This window comes from Marinobacter nitratireducens (assembly GCF_000708045.1).
Lineage (GTDB): Bacteria > Pseudomonadota > Gammaproteobacteria > Pseudomonadales > Oleiphilaceae > Marinobacter > Marinobacter nitratireducens.
In genome coordinates this window covers 25,993-50,201 of the sequence record NZ_ANIE01000004.1, presented here as the reverse complement: position 1 = coordinate 50,201, position 24,209 = coordinate 25,993, and the positions used below count along the sequence as shown (strand labels likewise).

The 24,209-nt window shown below is 56.8% G+C and carries 19 protein-coding genes; 11 read left to right on the top strand and 8 right to left on the bottom strand.

Features of this window, described 5'->3' with window-relative positions; translation table 11 throughout:
- Positions 1-153 precede the first annotated feature (153 nt).
- Positions 154-1,686, top strand: coding sequence for a cryptochrome/photolyase family protein (locus D777_RS06545; protein ID WP_036129730.1), 1,533 nt, complete (start codon positions 154-156; stop codon positions 1,684-1,686).
- A 57-nt stretch (positions 1,687-1,743) separates the two neighbouring features.
- On the top strand, positions 1,744-3,036 hold the full coding sequence (locus tag D777_RS06540) for a type 2 periplasmic-binding domain-containing protein (RefSeq protein ID WP_160171428.1): 1,293 nt from the start codon (positions 1,744-1,746) through the stop codon (positions 3,034-3,036).
- Here D777_RS06540 and D777_RS06535 read toward each other — a convergent pair.
- Positions 2,978-4,666, bottom strand: a complete 1,689-nt coding sequence (locus D777_RS06535; protein WP_036129728.1) for an HAD family hydrolase — start codon at positions 4,664-4,666, stop codon at positions 2,978-2,980. The two genes, D777_RS06540 and D777_RS06535, sit on opposite strands and share 59 nt — an antisense overlap.
- 117 nt (positions 4,667-4,783) lie before the next feature.
- Between D777_RS06535 and D777_RS06530 the strand changes: the two genes are divergently transcribed.
- From D777_RS06530 to D777_RS06505, 8 genes are all read left to right on the top strand, one after another.
- A complete protein-coding gene (locus tag D777_RS06530; RefSeq protein ID WP_036129724.1) occupies positions 4,784-5,626 on the top strand; it encodes a cytochrome c oxidase assembly protein in 843 nt (280 codons plus the stop codon).
- The gene (locus D777_RS06525; RefSeq protein WP_036129721.1) at positions 5,623-6,207 is read left to right on the top strand and encodes an SCO family protein; all 585 of its coding nucleotides are present in this window, start codon (positions 5,623-5,625) and stop codon (positions 6,205-6,207) included. Before D777_RS06530 ends, D777_RS06525 begins: the two co-directional genes overlap by 4 nt.
- Before the next feature lie 56 nt (positions 6,208-6,263).
- Complete coding sequence (locus D777_RS06520) at positions 6,264-7,301, top strand: helix-turn-helix domain-containing protein (RefSeq protein WP_036129719.1); 1,038 nt, start codon at positions 6,264-6,266, stop codon at positions 7,299-7,301.
- Positions 7,302-7,500: 199 nt separating this feature from the next.
- Positions 7,501-8,994: a parallel beta-helix domain-containing protein gene (locus D777_RS17820; RefSeq protein ID WP_051668983.1), complete on the top strand. Its 1,494-nt coding sequence runs from the start codon at positions 7,501-7,503 to the stop codon at positions 8,992-8,994.
- A gap of 63 nt (positions 8,995-9,057) precedes the next feature.
- Complete coding sequence (locus D777_RS17815) at positions 9,058-10,260, top strand: SO2930 family diheme c-type cytochrome (protein WP_051668982.1); 1,203 nt, start codon at positions 9,058-9,060, stop codon at positions 10,258-10,260.
- Positions 10,261-10,387: 127 nt separating this feature from the next.
- Entirely contained in the window at positions 10,388-11,296 is a 909-nt protein-coding gene (locus tag D777_RS06510) for a cation diffusion facilitator family transporter (protein WP_036129717.1), read from the top strand.
- 64 nt (positions 11,297-11,360) lie between these two features.
- Positions 11,361-11,504, top strand: coding sequence for a DUF2256 domain-containing protein (locus D777_RS18305; protein WP_081849484.1), 144 nt, complete (start codon positions 11,361-11,363; stop codon positions 11,502-11,504).
- Positions 11,504-13,027 (top strand): FAD-binding domain-containing protein, encoded by a 1,524-nt coding sequence (locus D777_RS06505; RefSeq protein ID WP_036129714.1) that lies wholly within the window; start codon positions 11,504-11,506, stop codon positions 13,025-13,027. Before D777_RS18305 ends, D777_RS06505 begins: the two co-directional genes overlap by 1 nt.
- A gap of 11 nt (positions 13,028-13,038) precedes the next feature.
- Here D777_RS06505 and D777_RS06500 read toward each other — a convergent pair whose 3' ends face one another.
- From D777_RS06500 to D777_RS06485, 4 genes are all read right to left on the bottom strand, one after another.
- Entirely contained in the window at positions 13,039-13,512 is a 474-nt protein-coding gene (locus tag D777_RS06500; protein WP_036129711.1) for a hypothetical protein, read from the bottom strand.
- A 135-nt stretch (positions 13,513-13,647) separates the two neighbouring features.
- Positions 13,648-16,776 carry an efflux RND transporter permease subunit gene (locus D777_RS06495; RefSeq protein ID WP_036129708.1) on the bottom strand — a complete coding sequence of 1,043 codons (3,129 nt, stop codon included), beginning with the start codon at positions 16,774-16,776 and terminating at the stop codon, positions 13,648-13,650.
- Positions 16,773-18,068, bottom strand: a complete 1,296-nt coding sequence (locus tag D777_RS06490) for an efflux RND transporter periplasmic adaptor subunit (RefSeq protein ID WP_036129706.1) — start codon at positions 18,066-18,068, stop codon at positions 16,773-16,775. Before D777_RS06490 ends, D777_RS06495 begins: the two co-directional genes overlap by 4 nt.
- Before the next feature lie 24 nt (positions 18,069-18,092).
- Positions 18,093-19,343, bottom strand: coding sequence for a TolC family protein (locus D777_RS06485; RefSeq protein ID WP_227501699.1), 1,251 nt, complete (start codon positions 19,341-19,343; stop codon positions 18,093-18,095).
- A 687-nt stretch (positions 19,344-20,030) separates the two neighbouring features.
- On the opposite strand from D777_RS06485, the gene D777_RS18000 reads away from it, so the two are divergent.
- Entirely contained in the window at positions 20,031-20,216 is a 186-nt protein-coding gene (locus tag D777_RS18000; protein ID WP_160171427.1) for a hypothetical protein, read from the top strand.
- Between the two features lie 63 nt (positions 20,217-20,279).
- Here D777_RS18000 and D777_RS06475 read toward each other — a convergent pair whose 3' ends face one another.
- Genes D777_RS06475 through D777_RS06465 form a run of 3 tightly spaced genes read right to left on the bottom strand, consistent with a single transcriptional unit; the run spans position 20,280 to position 24,206 of the window.
- Complete coding sequence (locus tag D777_RS06475; RefSeq protein WP_051668981.1) at positions 20,280-22,589, bottom strand: heavy metal translocating P-type ATPase; 2,310 nt, start codon at positions 22,587-22,589, stop codon at positions 20,280-20,282.
- Positions 22,582-22,824, bottom strand: coding sequence for a hypothetical protein (locus D777_RS06470; RefSeq protein ID WP_036129697.1), 243 nt, complete (start codon positions 22,822-22,824; stop codon positions 22,582-22,584). The genes D777_RS06475 and D777_RS06470 overlap by 8 nt, the downstream gene beginning before the upstream one ends.
- A gap of 26 nt (positions 22,825-22,850) precedes the next feature.
- Complete coding sequence (locus tag D777_RS06465; protein WP_036129695.1) at positions 22,851-24,206, bottom strand: APC family permease; 1,356 nt, start codon at positions 24,204-24,206, stop codon at positions 22,851-22,853.
- Between the last annotated feature and the right edge of the window lie 3 nt (positions 24,207-24,209).

The following is a 24,209-nucleotide window of genomic DNA, read 5'->3' as shown; positions in this document are numbered from 1 at the left end:
TAGGTGAAGCGGATCCTGCCCGCCTTGACTCGTGTCACCTGAAACCTGTTTACCAGTTTACCAATCTCTTCCCTGAACCACCTTTGCGCTGTTGGCGTATCTTCACTACCCACAAAGGGTGAGACCTTCTTACAACGGAGCAATGCGGCGACCATGGCCAATCTGATCCTCATACTCGGCGACCAGCTCAGCACCGACATCAGTGCCCTCAAAGGAGCCGATCCGACAAACGACCTGATCGTGATGGCGGAGGTCGGTGACGAGGCCAGCTATACCAATCATCACAAGAAAAAGCTGGTACTGCTGTTCAGTGCCATGCGCCATTTTGCCGACCACCTCGAACGCGAGGGCTGGAAGGTTCACTACCACGAATACCACCCGGACAGTTCGTTCAAAAGCCTTGAATCTGTTGTCGCTAAGCAAGTTCACTCATTCGCTCCAGATCGGGTGATCACGACGGAATGCGGAGAGTGGCGTCTGCACGAACAGATCAGCAACTGGCCCTCAAGGCTCGGACTTCCGGTCGATATCCGCCCCGATACCCGTTTCATCGCAAGCAAGCAGGAATTTGCTGACTGGGCCTCCGGCAGGAAACAGCTTCGCATGGAGTATTTCTACCGGGAAATGCGTCGAAAAACCGGCTTGTTGATGACGCCAGAGGGTGCCCCTGAAGGCGGTCACTGGAACTTCGATGCCGACAACCGGAAAAAGTGGAGCGGCAAGCCCGGCGCGCCCCCACCTTTCCGCATCGAGCCCGACAAGACCACGCAAGAGGTCATTACCCTGGTCGATCGGCACTTTTCGGAACACTTCGGCACTACCGAAGACTTCCATTTTGCAGTCACATCACAGGATGCCAGGGCGGCGCTGGATCACTTCATCGACTTCGCACTGCCCTGCTTCGGCGATTACCAGGACGCCATATCGGACAGCGAAGACTGGCTATTTCACTCGATCCTGTCTCCCTACATTAACTGCGGACTTCTCGACCCACTTGAGGTCTGCGAAGCCGCCGCTCAGGCCTGGCACTCGGGCCAAGCGCCCATCAACGCCGTGGAAGGGTTTATTCGCCAGATCATCGGCTGGCGTGAGTTTGTCAGGGGCATCTATTGGCTCCACATGCCCGATTACGCCAAGGAGAACCGTCTCGGGAACAACCGCCCGCTACCCTGGTTCTACTGGACCGGCGACACCCGGATGCGCTGCATGCAAAAAGCCATCGATGCGACACGCCGGAACGCCTATGCCCACCATATACAGCGGTTAATGGTGACCGGCAACTTTGCCTTGCTGGCCGGCGTCAGGCCGGAAGAGATCTGCGACTGGTACCTGGCCGTGTACGCTGACGCCTATGACTGGGTCGAACTTCCCAACGTGCTGGGCATGGTGATGCATGCCGATGGTGGCTATCTCGGGTCCAAGCCCTATGCCGCCAGCGGCAAGTATATCCAGCGAATGTCGGACCATTGCGGCAACTGCCACTACAAGGTCAAAAAGGCTACGGAAGAAGACGCCTGCCCATTCAATGCCCTGTACTGGCACTTCATCGACAGGCATCGTGATCAGTTCTCTGGCAACCCACGAATGGGCATGATGTACCGGAACTGGGACAGACAGGACCCCGGCAGGAAAGAAAAAATCATTGCCCGCGCAGAGACCCTGCTGGAAAACATCGAGCAGATCTAGAAGCAGCTGCTAAGCTGAAAACTCAAGTCGCGCCGACAAATGGAATGAATGGTGGTGATGATGGAACGACGGTCTTTACTGATCGGAGCCTTGGCGCTGTTTTTTGTTGTCTCGTCTCAGGCGTCTTCTTCGGATCTCAGCCTCTATACGTTTTTGGCCCCGCCTTATCAGGTTTCCTCGGGCCCGATCTCGAAGCCCACTGTCCGTGGCGAAACGACCGAAACCATTCGCTGCGCTTCGCGGGAAGCAGGCTGGGAGACCAGCATACAGATTGCACCGCAAAAAAGAGCGGTTCATTCCCTGGCCAGGAATCTGGTCGATGGCTTTTTTGCAGTCGATCCTTCGGCTCAGCTCGACGCCATCGCCAGACGGAGTGACCCGGTCTCTCTCGAGAAATGGTATTTTTTTTCCAACACACCAGGGCCGATCAGCAGAGACGCCAGAATTGGTGTCGTCTCAGGCAGTAACGAACAGGCGTGGTTGCTGGCCAATAACTACAACGTGTTCCTCGGAGTGACGTCTGCCCAACAGTTGCTCGCCCTGCTTGAACGAAACCGCATTGACGTCGCACTCCTCGACGAGCGTGTCATGACAAACATGCACGCTGAGGAGTCCGACCTGCACACTACCTTTGTGAGATACGCGCCTCTGCACCTTTATCTCGCCGAAGCCTTCACCTACTCACACCCGGGGTTCCTGGACCGGTTCAATAAAGCCTTGCCGGAATGTACGAAGGATACCCTGACACTGTCGATGCAGGAGCGCACGCATGTCAAACAGCTGGCTGCGCATCTGCTTGCTGACCTCAACGCAACGGTCGACCTCAGACAGGCCCTGGACACCGGCCCCCAAGTCGACACCCTTGCCGAAGCACTGACCCTGGACAGCGAGTGGCGTGCACTTGCCCCTAATCATGCCTCAAAACTGGCATCCCGAATCCTCGACCTCCCCAGCTCTCACGCACTCAAGGGTTGGCAAAAAAACCATGAGACACTGGTGACCGAGGTATTGCTGATGAACAGCATGGGGACACTCAGCGCCATAAGCCAGCTCACCTCGGATTATTGGCAAGGCGACGAAGCCAAGTTCCGCCGTATCATGAAGCCATCCGAGGAAGAGCATGATGCTCTGTATATTTCGCCAATCCGCTACGACGCCTCGACCAAACGATTCCAGATCATGATCAGCGCTGCCGTTACTCCCGAAGGAAGCAACACCCCGATTGGCGCCATTGCCATCGGCCTGAACATCGAACCCGCGCTGCAGAGCGGTGATGGTGAGGCCCAAGGCCCTACGGCGGACCAACCTCGCACGCCAGGACCAGCGCCCAGAATTCAGAAAAATCGTTAACCACCACATCGGGTTTGTCAGGATGCTTGTGGGTTCCGGGAAATATCCGGTTCAGCCACGGCTGATCCCATTGCGCGCCATTGAAGAAAACCGACGTCATGCCCGCACGCTTGGCTGCGATCACATCGGTGGTGCTGTCGCCCACGTACCAGACACTGGGATCCGGGGGATAATCCATCTTCTGAACCGCCAGTAGCAATTGATCCGGATGGGGCTTTCGTAGCGGCGTGTCATCGCCGCAGACATCCACATCAAACAGTTCAACCCAGCCGGTTCCCTCCACCGCTGCAAGTTCGTGCTCAAAAAATTCCCGGTCACGATTGGTAATAACCCCGACCTGCATGTGCAGGCGCCGCAAACCTTCCAGCACGTCCCTCACTCGAGGTTCGAACGCTTTCACTGTGCCGTAGTGAGTCCGGTAATGATAATTGAAGACCCGGTGTGCGACCTGCTTTGCTTCCTGATCTTCTCCAAACAGCACTTCAAAGATATCCGTGCGGGAGATTTTACGGTCCGCTTTCACCTTCGGGTGCAGGCGCGCAAATTCCCTCACATAGGCGACCAGCCGTGCATCTTCCGGCGTTTTACTGTCTTCGGGAGCCACCATACGATCCATCAGATCCAGCTTGTGGAATTCCGGCAGCATGTCATCAACCGCGTGGTACATGGCGTCCAGCGTGTCCACCAGGGTCGCGTGCCAGTCGAAGAGCACCACCGACGGGCGGATCAGCTTGACGACAGCCGGGTGCCAGTCTGCCTCTACCCGGGGTTCTGGCCGCTGAGGAGGTGGGAATGGCTTGGGGCGAACATCCGAAGGCGGCTGCAGAAAGTGCTCGGGATGGCTGCGCTCCAGAAGCGCCAGCAGATCCAGCAAGTCCTCAAAGCTATCCAGTATCGCCGTCGGAGCATCACGGTGGGAAAACCAGCTGGCGATTCGATCCGGCTCCCAGCACGCACCGTTATAGAACACCCGGGCCACGCCCGCCTTACTCGCCGTGAGCATGTCCACATAACTGTCCCCGACGTACCAGGCCCGTTCGTCAACCGGCAATCCAAGCTTCTCCAGGGTTCTGGTGATCACTTCCGGGTCCGGCTTGTATTCGGTGACATCGTCCGCGCAGACCGTGGCATCAAACAGGTGCTGCCACCGACCCTCATCGACAATCTCCAGCTCCTTGTCCAGAAATTCCCGGTTCCGGTTGGTGGACACCGCCAGCTTGATTCCCATCTCCTTTAACGCGGACAGGTATTCGTAGGCCCCCGGCTGGAACGGTTTGACCTTGCCAAAGTATTTTCGATAGGCCGCATTGTAGGCATTGTGAGCGACCAGTTTGGCATCGCGATCGTCCCCGAAAATGGCGTTGAATATATCGGTCCGGGACACCCGGCGTTCTGCCAGAATGCGCGGATGCAGACGCCGGAAAATGCGGATGTACCGGACCAGCCGTGCATCATCCTGTGTTCGGCATTTATCCTCAGGTAAGAGTCGCTCCACCAATTCCAGCTCTTCCAGCTGGGGGAGCATGTCTTCCATGGCGCTGAACATGGCGTCGTGGGTATCCACCAGCGTGCCGTGCCAGTCAAAAATCAGCACCGAGGGCGGGGAAATGGCATCCTTGAACTGCGTCATCAATGGTCTCCTTATCAGGAAGGATTTCCCTTGCAATCCGGGACTCTGGGGTCAACACTCAGTTCTATAATAAAAAGATAAACCCGGTTGGCCGGGTTTGCACACAGAGTGGATTCCATGCCCGATTTCGGCGTTCTGGCGCCCTATGACTTCTCACCGCTGACAATCCTGGCGTTCGCCCTGGTGTTGCTGGCCTACGGTTATGCGCTTCTGAACATGGAAGAGCAGCGCCGGCCCGGCTCTGTGCGCATCACCGCTTTCCTGATCGGCCTGTTGCTTTGCTACGGGGTCATGCAGACCCGTTTCGACTACTACTCCCAGTACATGTTCTTCGTGCACCGGGGGCAGCACCTGATCCTGCATCATCTGGGGCCGTTCCTGATCGCCCTCTCCAATCCGCTGCCTGTTTTTCGTTTCTGGTCCGAGCGCATCGCACCGCCGTTGCAAAGCTGGCTCCGCCCTATTGGCTGGCTCTATCGTGGTCTGCAACAACCGGTGATTGCCGCATTCCTTTTCGTCGGTCTGATCTATTTCTGGTTATGGCCACCCATCCATTTCGACGCCATGCTGTCGCGCTCGCTGTATTGGCTGATGAACTGGAGCATGTTGCTGGATGGTTTGCTGTTCTGGTGGTTGATGTTCGATCCCAGATCCCCGGCCACCACCAGTGCTCTGGGTTACGGCAAACGCATTCTGATCCTGGCACTGGTCGCCATTCCGCAGATGGTGCTTGGCGCCTGGATCGTATTTTCCCGCGGCATGGTTTATGACGTGTACGAGGTCTGCGGTCGCGCCTGGCCCATGGCACCGGAAACCGATCAACTCCTCGGAGGCCTCCTGACCTGGATACCACCAGCGATGATGAGTGTGATCGGTATTCTTATTGTTCTGAGGCGGGCCATGCATGAGGATGGAAAAGTCGTTGGGGTCCGCTCACTGGCAGGAGAAAATGCGCAATGAGGTATTGGCTGGCTCTCCCGTTCCTAACGCTGGCAATGAGTCTGGGCGGTTGTTCAGGCGGAAATGAAACCTGGCACGCGAAGGACATCAGCGGCCTGATGCCGCCGCTGGAATTCGAGCTGACGGGCACCGGCGGCAACACCGTGACGGAGGAAGACTCCAGCGGCTCACTCCGGCTGCTGTACTTCGGATTCACCTCGTGCCCGGATGTGTGCCCGACCACCCTCACCGGTCTCCGTCAGTCTATCCGGCAACTGCCCGAGCCTTACCGTGACGATGTCACCACCCTGTTTGTCAGTGTCGATCCTGAGAGGGACACGCCAGAACGGCTGCAAAGCTACGTGCAGTTCTTTGGTGAGGGGATTGTGGGCCTGACCGGCGCCGAAGACGCCCTGCGCAGGCTGTCCAAGCGTTACCGAACGACCTTCGGCTATGACGAGCCCGACGCTGAGGGAAATTACAACGTTTCCCACAGCAGCGCGGTCTATGTGTTCGACCGCACGGGTGAAGCCCGACTGCTGATCCGCCCCGGGCTAACCACCGCACAAATCAGCGAGGACCTGTCACAGCTGGCCCGCTAGTTGGGTATACTTGACGACCGACAAGAACAAGACTCATAAAAAAACGGTTGATCACTATGTATGCTCTGACGGGGTTCGGCCTTGGCTGCCTGGCATCTTTGTTTCTCATCTCCCTGAGGGACCTCAGGCACGTGAGGGTTGGCCAACTCTTTCTGCTGATTCTGATTGCCACATCGGCCTACCTGATCGATCCCCTGATACCGGCAAACTGGCGATGGATCACATCAGACCTGCAAACCACGCTGCCGGCACTGTTTTGGCTGCTCTGCCAGGTGGTTTTTGCAACGCGCCCCAAACTGTTCACTGTCTGGGGGGGCATGGCGCTGTATACCTTTGTATCACCCGCGTTCTCGCGCCCGTTTATTGAAGCGGGCACCTGGCCCGATTGGGGTGTATTCCTTGGCTGGGAGCTCTGCCGATGGTTCGAATACGTCATCGTACTGCATGGCCTGTTCTACGTTGTTCGGCACTGGCGTGACGATCTTGTGGAGACACGGCGCAAAGCGAGGCTTGCTCTGTTGCTGGTGATGGGAACGGCTGTCACTGTGGCGACAGTCAGCCTTAACTTTGGTCTCTACCACGAAGCCAGCCGCGGAACCATCGTGAGCCTGGCAGCCCTCACGATACTCATTTGTTTTGTCTCCACCAGAGAGGGCCTCCTGGATCTGGCACCACAGCCATCTGCCAGCACCGAGAACCCGGTCAGCTCGGAGCCCTTGTCAGAAAACGGTGAGAAGTCACAGGAAGATGCCCGTCAGCTCCAAATCCTGATGGCAGAAGGTTTCTACAAAGAGGAAAAGCTGACCCTGAAAAGGCTGGCTTCAGAACTGAGTATCCCGGAGTACCGGGTGCGCAAGGTGATCAACGAAACTCTGGGCTACCGCAACTTCAATGACTATATCAATCAACTGCGCATTGCCGAAGCCGCAAGGCATCTTCGAGAACAACCGGACGCCCCGATCCTGAACATCTCCCTGGATGTCGGATACCGCACACTGAGCTCTTTCAACAGAGCGTTCAGAGACATCATGCAGACAACACCATCCGCCTACCGGCAAGGTGAAACGCCCCAAACCGTGTGTGCAGATTCTTGAATTCAACATTTTGGGAAGGCCAGCAAAACACCCCAAAACCACTTCATAACCCTTTGTTCCATATACCGTTTAAAAGATCTGCACACTCTTTGATTACATCTGCATATCCGTTGTTGTAGCCACCCGCAATCCGGCCCTCTTATTGTGATTTGGCCCGGACCCAATCGGGCAATCAATAAAAACAACGGAGACGACTCAAATGACTGTAGGCTATGGCAAGCGCATCGGGCCGGCTGCAATCGGATTGGCCCTGACGCTAACCGGGTGCGGCGGATCTGATTCTGACAGCAGCGCCCAAAGCATACCGACCTTCCCTGAAAACGCGATCATGCTTCCTGCAGACGATCTCACTCGTGCGGCAAAAGAAGCATTCATCACGGCCGAAAGCGGCGATGTCATTGTTTTTCCTGAGGGCCGGTTCGAAATTTCTGACACCCTGACCTTCGATGGCGATTCAAGCGGCTCGGGCACCCCGGTGTCGGACATCACCATCCTTGGCTACGGTAAAGACAAAACCATCCTCGATTTCACCGACTCGACCGGTGGCGATGGCATCTTTGTCCAGAACGGTAAGGACATCGAAATTCGGGACCTGGGAGTGTATGAGGCGCCCAACAACGCCATCAAGCTGATCAATACCGATGGCATTATCCTCGACGACGTTGCCACCGTCTGGGAGGGCGCCCTTGACGAACAAAACGGGGCCTACGGTCTTTACCCTGTTCAGAGCAGAAACATTCTGATTGAGGACTCCTACGTTCGCGGCTCTGCCGACGCTGGCGTCTATGTCGGGCAGGCCGAAAACATCGTCGTGCGTCGCAACGTTGCCGTGGAGAATGTCGCTGGTATCGAAATCGAGAACTCGGTCAATGCCGATGTCTACGACAACGTGGCCCGCGGCAATACAGGCGGTATCCTGGTGTTCGACCTTCCCATTGGCCAAGGCTACTACGGGTCGAATGTCCGGGTCTTTGATAACCTGGTGGAAGACAACAACACCGACAACTTCGCCAACACCAGCGATTTTGCCGCCGGTGTACATATCGTCCCACCGGGCACTGGAATCATCGTGCTTTCGACACCCGATGTTGAGGTGTACAACAACACCGTCAAGGGGCACGACACCCTCTCTGTGGCCATTACCAGCTACCTGCTGGCCGACGACCAGATGCTGTCAGCCGATGGCTACGCGGAATACGGCCCGGTCGTAGACGACGGCTGGCAGCCGGTACCCCGGAACATCAGCCTTCATGACAACACCATCAGCGATTCCGGCGCCAACCCACGCGGCAACCTGATCGCCGACATCATCACCGGATACACCGCACTGCATGGCGGCATGCCAACCGTGCTTTACGACGGCATCGGCGAATTGATGGCCAACAGTGGTTCGGCTGCCGCGCTGCTCGGCGCCCCCTTCGGAGAAGGTGATGCGATTTGTGCCTCAGCTAACGGTGACCTCAGTTTCGGCCAGGTGTACGGCACCGACCCCACCGATCCCGCCAACGGTTTGCAGGCTGATCCGCCGCAACCTCAGGCACGACTGCTCTTTGAGGCAACCCAGTCTGACCTGCTGAGCTGCGGCACCGCACCTGCACGACTGGCACCGGCCCAGGCAACCATCAATGGCATTTCCTATGGCTGCGCCAGTGACGAAACCGGCGATGCCAGCGCGGCTTCCTGCGCACTTTAAGCAACGCCTCTAAGAATGAAGCACCCACCCCTGACATGGGCGTGGGTGCCCGGAGTACGACTCATGAACAGAAAAACACTGATTGCCAGAGCGTGGCTGATTGCTACTCTGGTTTCTTTGGCCGCTTGTGGTGGCGGTAGCGGTGATTCAGCGGAAACGCCTCCACCTCAGGTGTCGGCCTGCGACAACACCGATGGCGCCATCAATAGCCTCGCGCTGGAAACAGAAAACTGCGACTCCCTGGCCAGCTACCGGCTGTTCCAGGATCCAGCCAATCCGACAACAGCGGCAAACGGCACTGGCCTGCCCTATGACCTGAATACGCCCCTGTTCACGGACTACGCCAGCAAATACCGCTTCGTATTCGTGCCGGAAGGCAAACAGGCCGCCTATACCGAAAACGAGAGTTTTGACTTCCCGGTTGGGACCGTCATCGCCAAAACGTTTGCTCTTCCCGACGATACCGCATTCCGGGGCTTCGAGAATGAAACCCTGATTGAAACCCGGCTCCTGATCCGTCGCGACACTGGCTGGACAGCCCTGCCCTACGTCTGGAACAGCGAAGGGACCAGGGCCACACTGGCCATCGCCGGCCAATCAAGCCAGCGCCAACTGATTCATAACGGCAACACCCTGGGCCCGTTCACCTACAACGTCCCGGATACCAACCAGTGCAAACAATGCCACCAGCTGAAAGAGGACTCGACCAGCTCTATCAGTCGTTTTGAGCCGATCGGCCCCAAGGCACGCCATTTGAACCGGGATTTCGATTACGGTACAGAGGGGGTCCGTAATCAACTGGTGTACTGGCAAGAGGTCGGTATTCTTTCCGGCTTGCCCAGCGACATCAGCAGCGTCCCGCAAACACCTGCCTATCAGGACACAGACATGCAGAACCTGGACAGCAAGTCCGTTGCCGAGATTCAGGATCTGGCCAAGGGGTACCTGGACATCAATTGCGCGCATTGTCACCGCCCGGAAGGAGGAGCCAGCAACACCGGACTCAACCTCGAATACTGGCGTGATTTTGAAGCCAACCAGTTTGCCCATGGCGTTTGCAAACGGCCGGTGGCCTATGGCGGTGGCGCGCTCAGTTTTGATATCGACCCGGGCAACTCACAGGAGTCGATCATTCATTACCGGATCAGCAGCACGCAACCCGGTGACCGAATGCCGGAGATTGGTCGCGCGTTGGTCCACAACGAGGGCGTGACACTGATCGCCGCCTGGATCGACAACATGACCGGCAGTTGCACCACCCCCTGAGGATTGGCACTGCAATAGTCCGGGCGTTTTCGAAAGCGCCCGGGCTCCATGGAAATCATGGCTTGACCCTATAGCTACTACAGACTTTTCAATAGGAGACAAATCACGACGCAGCGGAGTTCGTTGAATGCACAGTCACCACAATCACGGCCATGACCACGCCCATCATTTCGACACCCACAACCGTTCCTTTGCCCTGGCGGTCATCCTCAACGTGGCCTTTGTCGTTATCGAGGCGGTTTATGGTGTGCTGTCCGGCTCTCTGGCCCTGCTTGCAGACGCTGGTCACAACCTGAGCGATGTACTCGGGCTGCTGATGGCCTGGGCTGCCAGTTGGCTGGCAACCCAAAAGGCGACTGATCGGAACACCTACGGTCTCAAAAAATCCACCATTCTCGCTGCACTGTTCAATGCCCTGTTCCTGATTGCCGCCGTGGGTGGCATCGCGTGGGAAGCCATACAACGATTCAGCGAACCCGCTGAGGTTGCCGGCATGACCGTCATCATCGTGGCGGGCATCGGCGTGCTGATAAACGGTGTGACCATGATGCTGTTTGTTAAAGGCCAGGAAGGAGACCTGAACATTCGTGGCGCGTTTCTGCATATGGCCGCAGATACAGCAGTCTCTGTGGGCGTTGTCATCGCAGGCCTGATTATCATGGTCAGCGGCCTGAACTGGATTGATCCCGTTGTCAGTCTTGTCATTGCCGCCATTATTTTCATCGGTACCTGGCAACTGCTCAAAGATTCGCTGAATCTGGCCATGGACGCGGTACCCAGAGACATAGATCCGGCAGCGGTATCTGAGCATCTGCGGCAGCTTCCTGGCGTGGAGTCTGTACACCATCTTCATATCTGGGGGCTTAGCACCACAGAAAACGCCCTTACCGTGCACCTGGTGAAACCCGATCCGGACGGGGACGATAAGGTGATTGAACGGGCAACCGACATGTTGGCCCACGAGTTCAACATCGTTCACGTCACAATCCAGTGGGAGCGATCGGCCAGCAACTGCCCCAACATGGCCTATTGCTGAGCTGGTCTGATCTCCTGCCTCGTGGCCGACGTATCAAGGCGTAGACTCTGGCAGGAACCGTGCTTTGGCCCATCAAAAACCGAACTTACCAACCAAACTGTGCCCCACTTGCGGCAGGCCGTTTGCCTGGCGCAAGAAGTGGGCCCGTGACTGGCACAATGTGCGCTACTGCAGCGAACGCTGCCGACGGACACGGGGTAACACCTGATGGCCACGGTTGTATGGTTCAAGCGAGACCTGAGAACCCGCGATCACGGCCCCCTCGCCGCTGCGGCGGCATTGGGGGAGCCTGTCATCCCACTTTATGTTGTCGAGGAGGAATACTGGTCACTTCCGGACACCTCAGCTCGCCAGTGGGATTTCATTGAAGAATCGCTGCGGGACCTGAAACACCAACTCCAACGCCTCGGCAGCGATCTGATTATCGTGACCGGTTCGATGATCCCGGTCCTGCAACAGCTCCTGGAGAGCGGTGGCATTTGCCGTGTTTTCTGCCACCAGGAAACTGGCGGCCAGTGGACGTTCGCTCGGGACAAAGCCGTGATCGAATGGTGCAACAGCCATGGCATTGAGTATTCCGAATGGCGACAGCACGGTGTTGTGCGACGCCTGCCCGATCGGGATCTGTGGGACAACGAATGGTCCGGCCTCATGCTCGGAACAGTGCTGGAGAGCCCGGATCACCTGCCGGGAGCGCCCGCGCTACCAGCGTCATTGACCTCGGGCCATCGACGGCCTGAATGTCGCCATACGGCGCCATGTCCCGAACGCCAGCCCGGCGGCAGCATGAAGGGAGAGAAGCTACTGGACTCGTTTCTGGATCGGCGGTGTGTCGGATACCAGTACAACATTTCCAGCCCGGTGACCGCCCCCAGAGCCTGCTCCCGGCTTAGCCCCCATATTGCCTATGGCACCGTCAGTCTCAGGGAGGTCTATCAACGGGCCAGGGACACCGGCGCTCACCGCAGTACCCTGTCGAGAAAAAAGCGAAGCCTCACCAGTTTCCGCTCCAGACTGCACTGGCACTGCCACTTCATTCAGAAACTGGAAGACGAGCCGGAACTGGAGTTCCGGGCCATGCATCGGGAACTTGAACAGCTCAAATCCGGGCCGAACGACAGCGAGCGGTTGCAGCGATGGCAGGAAGGACAAACCGGTTGGCCCCTGGTGGACGCCTGCATGCGCGCTCTGGCCCATTGCGGCTGGATCAATTTCAGGATGCGGGCGATGTTGATGGCCGTGGCCAGCTACCAGCTCTGGCTGCATTGGCGGGAGCCCGCCCTGCACCTGGCCACACTGTTCACAGATTTTGAACCCGGGATTCACTACCCTCAGGCCCAGATGCAGAGCGGGCTTACCGGCATCAACGCCCTACGGATCTATAACCCCGTTCTGCAGAGCCAGAAACTGGACGCCGAGGGTGAATTCATCCGCCGCTGGGTGCCGGAACTGGCGGGTCTGCCGTCAGAAATGATCCACACGCCCTGGCTGATGACGCCGGCGCAGAGACAGAGGTTTGGCGGCAATACCTATGTTGCTCCGATTTGCGATCATGAGCAGGCTGCCCGCCGGGCGCGGAAAGCCGTTGGCGACTTCCGAAAACAACGCGTCAGCCTAGGCGAAACAGAACGGGTACTGAATCGCCACGGCAGTCGAAAAGGGCCGGTGCAGAGGCGCCCAAACGTCCCGGACAGCGCACCGAACAGTGGGCAACTGCCGCTATTTGATTAACCTTTCTGCCGCTACTCTCGATCCAGACGCTGCTGATGTCGAAGCATCTGCTCCATCATCAACTGCATCTGGTTCATCCGTTCTTCCATAAAACGCAGGCGTTCTTCGGTCCCCATTCCCTTTGCATTTTCAGAGCCGGAATTTCCGTTCGATGAATTCCCCATCATGCCCTGCCCCATCATGCCTGCACCGTCCATCATCCCCGGGCCCATCATATTCTTGTGCATGAGCTCCATCTGCTCTTCCATGGTCTCACGGTGCTGCTCCAGCAACTGCCGTCGTTGCTGGGCCGAGCCCGTTGACGGCATTTCATCCATCATCTCGTCCATGCGGGACCAGTTCTGGTGCATACGCTCCATCTGCTCCTGATCCATCATCATGCCGGGGCCGTGGCCCTGCCAGGAACCTTCAGAACCATGGGCGAACCCGAGAACAGGGCTTGCGGCCAAAACGGTAACTAATGCGAATCGCTTCAAATTCATCATGATCACACTCCAACTTTTACCAGTGGGCATTCATGAACATTAGGCGCGCTCTGGCTGAATTCAAACTGAATTTTCCCGACGCTTGACCCCGGAGTTGACCTCCGTCAAAAGATCACAATAACACCGGCGTTCGCTTCATCTCTCACCCGGAATCGAGCGGCACTTCCAGAGAAAATACCCCACGGGAATAACCAGCAAGGCCAGTACTACCGCCGTCACCATACCGCCCACCATCGGTGCTGCAATGCGTCCCATCACTTCAGAGCCGGTACCGCCGCCAATCATGATCGGCACCAGGCCTCCAATAATGGCCGCAGCGGTCATCATGACCGGCCGAACCCGCAGTCCGGCACCGTGTAGCACGGCATGACGGAGCGTTTCCCGTCTTGGTGTCACGCCTTTCTGTGCACAGGTTTCCAGCATCGCGTCGTAGGACTGGTTCAGATACACCAGCATGATGACGCCAATCTCCACCGCAACGCCCGCCAGGGCAATGAACCCGACGCCGACCGCAACGGAGAAGTTGTAACCCAGGAGATACATCAGCCACACCGCGCCGATCATCGCGAAAGGAAGTGTTCCCATGATGATGCCAACCTCGGCAAATCGCCGGAAATTCAGGAATAGCAGAATAATGATGATGGCCAGCGTCAGCGGCACCACATAGGTCAGCTTTTCCTTGGCGCGCAACATATATTCATACTGGCCGGACCAGGTCACGGAGTACCCTGCCGGCAGATCCAGCTCCGAGCCAACCACATCCATTGCGTGCTCGACATAGCTGCCGACATCCACGCCCTCAATATCGACAAAGGTCCAGCCATTCAAACGGGCATTCTCACTCTTGATGGCGGGAGGGCCGTCCTCAATACGGATATCGGCAACATCCGCCAGCGCGATTCTCTGCCCGGACGCCGTTACGATGGGAAGCTGCTCGAGTTTTTCCGGGGAGTCCCGGTAGTCTTCTGGATAACGCAGGTTGATGGGGTAACGCTCAAGCCCCTCAATCGTCCGGGACACATTGATCCCGCCGATTGCCGAAGCAACAACCTGTTGCACGTCGGCGATGTTGAGACCATAACGGGCCGCACGTTCGCGGTCGATGTCGGCCTTGATGTAGCGCCCTCCGGCGACACGCTCTGAATAGACGGACGCGGTGCCGGGTACAGCAGCCATGATGTCCTCAAGCTGCTTCCCGATGCTCTGGATGACGGCCAGATCCGGCCCCGCCACCTTGATCCCGACCGGCGTTTTTATGCCCGTCGCCAGCATGTCGATACGGGTGATGATTGGCATCACCCAGGCATTGGTAACACCGGGGAACTGGATCAGGCCATTGAGTTCCTGCTTGAGTTTCTCAGTGGTCATGCCCTCCCGCCACTGCTGTCTCGGTTTGAGCTGGATAAACGTCTCAATCATGGTCAGCGGAGCCGGATCGGTTGCCGTATCGGCACGCCCGACTTTGCCGAACACGGTTTTCACCTCGGGAACCGTGGCGATGAGTTTGTCGGTTTGCTGGAGGAGCTGACGGGCTTTACCAATCGAGATGCCGGGATAGGTCGTCGGCATGTACATCAGATCGCCCTCATCCAGAGGAGGAATAAACTCACTCCCAATCTGTGTAACCGGCCACAGGCCCACCAGCAACGCCAGACCGGCACTCAAGACCGTGGTTCTCGGAAAGCGCAGCACCAGTTTGAGGACCGGCATATAGCCGCTAACCAGTATCCGGTTGATCGGGTTCTTGTGCTCGGGCAACACTTTTCCCCGAATGAAGTACCCCATCAGCACCGGCACCAGTGTGACCGCGAGGGCAGCACTGGCCGCCATGGCATAGGTCTTGGTGAATGCCAACGGGGCAAACATCCGGCCTTCCTGGGCCTCCAGGGCAAAGACGGGAACAAAGCTCACCGTGATAATCAGCAACGAGAAGAACAAAGCCGGCCCCACTTCGGAGGCCGCCCTGGCGACGACATCCCACCGGTTTTCCGGCGTTAGTGGGGTTCGCTCCATGTGCTTGTGCATGTTCTCGATCATGACAATGGCCCCATCGATCATGGCGCCAATCGCAATGGCGATTCCTCCGAGAGACATAATGTTTGCATTGATGCCCTGCCAGTGCATGACAATAAAGGCCGCCAGAATACCGACTGGCAGGCTGAGAATAGCGACCAGGGAAGAGCGGACGTGGAACAGGAAGACCACGCACACCAGTCCCACCACGAGGAATTCCTCAAGCAGTTTGTACCAGAGATTATTCACGGCTCGCTCGATAAGGCCGGAGCGGTCATAAACCGTGACCACCTCGACCCCTTCCGGCAAACTGGACTGCAGCTCCGCAAGCTTGGACTTCACACCATCAATGGTTTGCTGGGCATTCTCACCGAAGCGCATCACGACCACACCGCCAACGGTCTCACCCTCGCCATCCAGCTCGGCGACACCGCGGCGCATCTGCGGCCCCAACTCCACACTGGCAACGTCTTTCAGCAACACCGGGGTACCGTTAACGTCCAACCCCAGGGGAATGGCCAGCAGATCCTCACGGGACTGGATATAACCGGAGGTGCGTACCATGTACTCGGCCTCGGCCATCTCGATCACAGAGGCACCCACCTCCTGGTTCCCGTGCTTGATCGCGTTCTGAATATGAGACAGGGGAATACCCAGGGCGCGCAGTTTCTCGGGGCTGACTCTGACCTGATACTGCTTCACCATGCCGCCGAGCGCAGCCACTTCCGAGACGCCGGGAACCGTTTGCAGTTCGTATTTCAGGAACCAGTCCTGGAGACTCCGCAGTTGCCCCAGATCATTTTCTCCCGTCCGATCAACCAGGGCGTAGAGATAGACCCACCCCACCCCGGTTGCGTCGGGTCCGAGTTGCGGCCTGGCCGAGTCAGGCAGGCTCGGGGCTACCTGAGACAAGTACTCCAATACCCGGGAGCGGGCCCAATACATATCGGTCTCTTCGTCGAAGATGACGTAAACGTAGGAGTCGCCGAAGAAGGAATAACCCCTGACCGTCTCGGCACCAGGTACCGAAAGCATCGCCGTTGTTAAGGGATAGGTCACCTGATCTTCCACCACTTGCGGTGCCTGCCCGGGGAAACTGGTTTTGATAATCACCTGCACATCGGAGAGGTCCGGTAGTGCGTCCACCGGCGTTTCTTTCAGCGAGTACAGTCCGAACCCCGTCAGCAGCATGGTTGCCAGCAGCACCAGGAATCGATTTCGCACAGACCACAGAATCACGGACGCGATCATGACTGCCCGCCTCTATGTTTCATCTTGCTGTGATCCATTCCCCCATTCTCCATTCCACCCCCCATCGAGGCCCGCGGCGCGGCCATACGCTGAAAATCAGACGTTTTGCTGGACTCGGAATCAATCAGGAACTGGGCAGAGGTTACGATTTCATCGCCCGGAGACACTCCCTCAAGAATCTCGGCATAGCGCTCTCCAATGCGCCCGACCCTGACGTTCACGGATTTGAATCCACCTGAGGCCAAGGCCAGCACGAGGCGATCGCTCCGCCCGGTCCGGATAATGGCTTCCCGGGGAACAAGTGTGTGTCGCTGCCGCCGCTCACCATTGATATCCAGGCGCACAAACATTCCCGGCAGCAGGGCACCATCAGAATTATCGAAGCGCATCCTCACCCTCGCGGTGCGCGTTTGGGGATTGATCTCGGGGTAGCGGTAATCCACCTTGCCGCTCCACTGTCGCCCGGGCATATAGTCCAGACTCATCCGTACTCGGCTGCCGGGCTCCGCTGCCGCTAACTGGCTTTCAAAGACTTCTCCGATGACCCAGACCTCATCCAAAGCCGCTATCGAAAGAACCCGGTCCCCGGGCTTGATAAACATACCCTCCCGCACGTTCAGGTTATCGATTACGCCAGAGGCCGGTGCGTAGACGGTCATCGTCCGGCGAACCTTTCGGGTCTTTTTCAACACCCTGATCAGAGAGGCCGGCATATTGAGCGCAACCAGCCGCTCTTCGGCGGCGTTGATCAGACGTTTGCTCCCACGGTCGAGGGCCAGCAACAACTCCTCCTGGGCATTGACCAGCTTGGGCGAATACAGCGTGTAGAGCGGCTTGCCTTTTTCCACGCTTTCGCCCTCGGCTTTAACCAACAGAGACTCAATCCAGCCTTCAACCCGGGGATGGACATGGGCCATCTGGTCTTCGTTGTATTGCACGTACCCAACCGTGACGACTTTGTTGGGCAAACGCCCCTGAATAACACCCTCGGTACGAACTCCCAGGTTGTTCATGACAGCAGGGGAGATATGGACGATACCCGGGGAATCCTTCTGAGAACCGTCTTTCTTGTACACTGGCACCAGGTCCATTCCCATGGGCGACTTGCCTGGTTTGTCGCTTCTGAAATTCGGATCCATTGGGGCGACCCAGTAGAGGGGTTTATCCGGCGCGGCGGACTCTGCGGGGGTACTCTCTGCTGCGGGGGATTGCCCAAGCAGGCCGTAGGAAATCGCTGCTCCTGCAATACCGCCGAGCACCACAAAACCAAGAGGGCGAATAAAATTAGCCATTAGATCAGTCCTGGTAACGAATGATTAATAGGTAGGGATATCGTCTGAACTCGCGGTCAGGTAATTGAAGGCTGCCACCTGCCTCGCGCGCTCTGCTTGCATCTCGATCAACTCGATGCGGGCATTCAGCTCCGCAATGCGCGCTCTGACGGCCTCGGCAAAGTCACCGGCATCGTTGTCATAAGACGTCAGTGCGGCACTGGCCTGCTCTTCCATTCGGGGAAGCAGATCGTCGCGGTACAAGGCAATCCGCTCGTCCAGATGTGCGATGACCGACAGACTAGAACGCGCATTCGCGCGCAGCCGCCTTATCTGCAGACTTCGATCCGTTTTCGCTGCCTCCAGCCTGGCAAGAGAGGCACCCACTTGCCGATCCTGGCGCGGCCCCGTAAACAGAGGCACATCAAACCCGATACCGACGGAGAACAGATCAGAACGAGCCTCACCTCCCGGCGTTCTATCCCGATATCCGTACCTGGCGAAGACGGACCACTCTGGCTGATAGGCCTGGCGGGCCAGATCGACCTTGATTGCCTGGGTGTCAATGAGTTGATCTGTCGCCCGAACAGCCGGGTGGTGCACCAGGGCAGCAGGGGAGGTTTTCTGCGTCTCTCCCGCTAACGGAGACAGCAGCGATTCCGGTACATCAGAAGTGACCGGAAGCATGGCCTGAACGGGGGGTATCCACTCTGCCAGCGCTTCCTGTCGGGACGCCCGCGTTTGCTCAAGACGGGTCACTCGATCTTCGAGCCGAGTGATTTCAAGAGAGGCACGAATCACATCCTGCTGGCGTGACCCGGATGTCGCCGCCGCATAGCCCGCCTCGGCGACATCCGCCAACTGTTCAAACAGTCCCCTGTTTTCGTCGATCAGTTGGATGCTCTGCTGGGATTCCCACAGTTCCAGCCAAAGCAAGGTCACCGTTTCTTTCACCCTGGCCCGACGATCCTGCCGTCGGAACGCTTCAACCGCTGCCCGGCTGCTGTTTGCTGCACTGCTCAGCCGTCGGCTCTCCCCTCGGGGGAAGGTCTGTGTCACGCCTATCGTGGCTTGGGTCATCCCTTCCTGCCCGAAGTCCAGAGTGTCTACCGGCAGGTTGGCAGCGCCCAGGGTCACTCGCGGGTCAGGCAGCGTTCCACCGGCAACCGACTCATCGATAAAAGCCTGCTGAAAAAGAGTGCTCTTTTGCAACCATGGATCATTCTTCACGGCCTCTTCCACAGCCTTGCGCAAGTCCAATGTGGGGCGCGCCCAGGTAGGCAAGCTCAGCGCCAACAGGGCACTCAGTATCATTGCATTAGTTATTTGAGCAAGAGGTATCAACGACATATCTCCACCATTCTTTTCAGAAGCGGAGATCTTATGAGGCATTTCTGAACCGAAACTGAATTTATTTATATAACACCGAAAAATTGACCCACCTCAACTCACAAAAAAACAAACATTAAAAAAAATTATTTATACATTTTCAGACAAAATTCAGAGTCAAGTGATCAAATGAAAATGAACACACACCGGAGGAAGTAAACGTGAAATTCACATATACACTCATTATCGCATCAGCCATCTCAACATCAGCTTTCGCAACAAACATGACGAATCATAAGAACTTAAATGCCCCCCAAATTTCGGACAGCACTTCCCATAAAGTCGAGAACATTCTTCAGGATAAAGACATGCGTCGTCTTCATCGGCAAATGACGCAGGACGGTCTTTCGGAGGTCGGTATGGAAGCCAGACGGAAAATGATCGCAACGGCCAAGGGAATGGCGTACCACCAAGCTATCGAGAAGTAGGAAAAAAGCCGCAGGACTCCCTGCGGCGAAGTTAACTCATGGAGACGCAGACACGTCAAACGCCAGAAAATCTGGTCATTGTGTGCCTGGACATGGATGAGTAAACCACAGCAACCTTAAATCAACCTGAACAAGCCAAAATATCGTGCATGAGAGGTGAATAATCATGAAAAAGATCGTTATTACCACTGCAATAGTGTTCTTCTCAGCAATGGCATCAGCAAATTCTGGCCAAGCTGACCGAATCAACGAAGCGAGAAGCTATCCCAACAAATCAGAAACCAAAGCAGACTCAACGATGCATTGCCAGAAAAACCCGGAAAAGCATACAAATATAGAGCGGGAGAAATAAAAAACTAACCCAGACGTTCTTTAATATAAACCGCCAGATAGTTACTACCTGGCGGTTTATATACTACCGATTACGTTCCAGATTAACGATCCTCAAGCGAAGTGCATTGAATATGACGCTAACCGACGACAATGACATCGCAGCTGCGGCAAAAATCGGAGACAGGAGTATCCCCGCAACCGGATAAAGGACTCCGGCGGCAATCGGAACACCGGCAGAGTTATAGGCGAATGCGAAAAAGAGATTCTGACGGATATTGCACATGGTCGCCAGAGACAGGCGGCGAGCTTTAACAATCCCCATCAGGTCTCCCCTCAGCAGCGTTATACCGGCGCTCTCAATGGCTACATCTGTTCCGGTTCCCATGGCAACACCCACATCCGCCGTTGCAAGTGCCGGTGCATCGTTAACGCCATCGCCCGCCATGACAACGGTTCGGCCTTCCTCCTTGAGACGCTTGACGATCTGCCCCTTATGTTCCGGCAGCACTTCCGCCTCAACCTCGTCAATATGAAGCTTACGGGCCACCGCCTCGGCTGACGTGCGGTTGTCACCAGTGAGCATGACAACGCGGATGCCGTCGCTCTGCAAAGCAGAAATGGCAGCTCCAGTGGTGTCCTTGATGGGATCGGCAATGGCAAGCAAGCCGGCAATGGAACCATCCACGGATGCAAAAATGACCGTAGCACCATCCCCGCGCAAGTGCTCTGCCTTCTCTTCAAATCCGGCGGTGTCAACGCGCTCGGCAACCATCAGCAATCGATTCCCGAGCAACACTCTGTGTCCGTCAACGGTTCCTGTCACCCCTTTGCCGTTAGGGGAGTCGAAATTTTTCGCATCGGGGAGTTGCAGCCCCATCTGCTCAGCCTTGTCCAGAATGGCATGAGCCAGCGGGTGCTCACTGCCTTTCTCCAAACCTCCGGCAAATCGCATCAGGTCCCCCTCGCTGAAACCCTCAGCCGGAACCAGCTGGGTCACCCGAGGTTTACCTTCAGTCAAGGTACCGGTTTTATCCACAACGACCGTATCGACCTTTTCCATACGTTCCAGCGCTTCTGCATCACGGATCAGCACGCCCATTTGAGCGCCACGACCGACACCGACCATGATGGACATCGGCGTGGCCAGTCCCAGAGCGCAGGGACAGGCAATGATCAATACGCTGACCGCAGCAATCAGGCCGAAGGCCATGGGCGGAGTCGGCCCAAATACGGACCAGACCACGAATGCCACAACGGCCACCGCGATGACCGCAGGCACAAACCAGCCTGCCACCTTATCAGCCAACCCCTGAATCGGTGCCCGGCTTCGTTGTGCACTTGCCACCATCTGGACAATCTGGGACAGCATCGTATCCCGACCGACTTTGTCAGCCCGCATGATGAAACTGCCCTGCTGGTTAATGCTGCCCCCGATAACCTGGTCACCCGCCTTTTTGCTGATCGCCAGAGGCTCGCCCGTGACCATTGACTCATCCACATTGGAGCTGCCATCAAGAACTTCACCATCCAGCGGCACTTTATCTCCCGGTCTCACCCGTAAACGGTCCCCCACACTGACCTGGTCCAGCGACACATCGGATTCACCGCCATGTTCATCGAGCTTCCGGGCTGTCGCCGGAGCCAGATCCAGTAAAGCCTTGATGGCACCGGACGTTTTTTCTCTCGCCCGCAGCTCCAGCACCTGACCAAGTAACACCAGGACAACGATAACGGCTGAAGCCTCAAAATATACTGCGACTGAGCCACCCTCCTGCCGAAAGGTGTCAGGAAAAATCTGAGGCGCCAGAGTCGCCACCAGACTATAGATCAGAGCGACACCGGTGCCGATGGAAATAAGCGTGAACATGTTCAGGCTCCGGCTAACCACAGACTTCCAGCCCCGCACAAAGAACGGCCAGCCACACCAGAGCACAACAGGTGTGGCCAGCAATAACTGAATCCAGTTGGACGTCTGCGGGGAGAGCATCCGGTCAAGCCCGATCAGATGTCCGCCCATTTCAAGCACCACCACAGGCAGTGCAAGCACCAACCCGACCCAGAACCGCCGGGTCATATCCCGCAACTCCTCTGACGGGCCTCCATCAAGGCTGACCTGTTCCGGTTCCAGAGCCATTCCGCAAATCGGGCAATCGCCGGGCCCCTCCTGACGAATTTCCGGGTGCATGGGACAGGTGTACACAGTGCCAGGCGCTACCGCCTCCTCCGGCTTCTGGCGGTCCTGAAGGTAGCGGTCCGGCTCTGCATCAAACTTCGATTGGCAATGTTCTGAACAGAAATACCAGGTTTTGCCCAAGTGCTGACGCCTGTGCTCAGCGGTGTGGGGGTCAACAGACATTCCACAGACCGGGTCCTTGGCAGCAAGCTCAGACATCGGATCCTCCCCGTCTGGCCGCTGGCCACTCCGAGAACGCGATAAAGTAGAGTAAAAACAGGTTTACCACCGGAATCAGTATCAGAATACCCATCCACCCCGGATACCCGGTGCGCTGGCAGATCCGCCAGGCTGGTATGACAACCACAATGGCAATGACCAGCATCCAGAGCCAGTGGCCAGCCCACATGCTGTTGCCGAACATGTCATTACCGAAAGTTCCATTACCCATCATGGGTGTTTCTCCTGTTCCGTTCCCGTTTAATGGTGATGATGCCCATGCATCCCTTCATGTCCGGACGCCTTGGTATTCACTCTTCTTGCCAGAAAGACCCTCTCGCCGATCGCGATCACGATCATCGTGGCGACGGCGACACCGATGACGATCGGATCCGTCTGGAGTTTGACCCAGACGAAACCGCCCAGTGCCAACAAATCCAGAACAATGGCCGTAGCGGGCACCCAGGCCTGGGCGTCGATATCCGTCCGCAGGTAACGCAGGACCCCCCAATGAATGGCAACATCCATAATGAGGTAAAACACAATTCCAAGCGCAGCAATCCGTGAAAGATCAAAAAATGCCGTGAGAACGAGCCCCAGAACCACCGTATACACCAGGGTGTGTTTCTGGATGCTGCCGGGCATGCCGAAATGGCTGTGGGGCACGAGTTTCATTTCGGTCAGCATCGCCAGCATTCGGGATACGGCGAAGATACTGGCCAGTATGCCGCCTGCGGTGGCCATCATCGCGATGGCAACAGTGAACCAGACTCCGTAATCTCCTAAAACCGGCCTCGCTGCAGCGGCGAGGGAGTAGTCCCGGGTTTCAATGATCTCGCTCAGAGACAGATTACTGGCAACAGCGAAACCCACCAGGGTATAAATCACAACGCATGCTGCAATGGAAATCACGATGGCACGCCCCACGTTACGATGGGGATTTTTCACCTCCGAGCCACTATTGGTAATCGTCGTGAAGCCTTTGAATGCAAGGATTCCGAGGGCCGTTGCGCCCAGAAAGTTTCCGAAAACACCACCTTGTTCAGCGCTTGAGAAATCAACGACGATGCTGTCCGCCAGCCCCACTCCCACAAGCCCGATCACGAGGATGCCCCCGATTTTCAGTATGCCGATGAATGAAGCCACGCCCTGAATCAGCGTATTACCAAGCAGGTTAACGATGAAGGCAGCCAGAATCAGCGCTACCCCCAGAATGGGAACCATGCGGCCGCTTTCGTCGCCTCCGAACAATTGCATGGTGTAGGAGCCAAACGTTCGGGCCAGGAAGCTCTGGGCGATAACCATTGAGAAATACATCAGCAAAGCATTGAACGCGGTTGGCAATCGGTCGCCGTATGCCTTATGCAGATACATTCCAATGCCGCCAGCAGAAGGGTAAGCATTTGAAATCTTGATGTAGGAATAGGCGCTGAACGCAACAATTACAGCCGCTGCGAGAAACGCCAGGGGGAACAAGGCGCCCGTCATCTGCGCCATCTGGCCCGTCAGTGCAAAAATACCGGCGCCAATCATGACACCGGTACCCAGCATGACAGTTCCCGGTAGGGTCAGGCTGCCCTCTTTGTAGTGGGTTGTCCGATCCTGTTCCTGACTCATTCA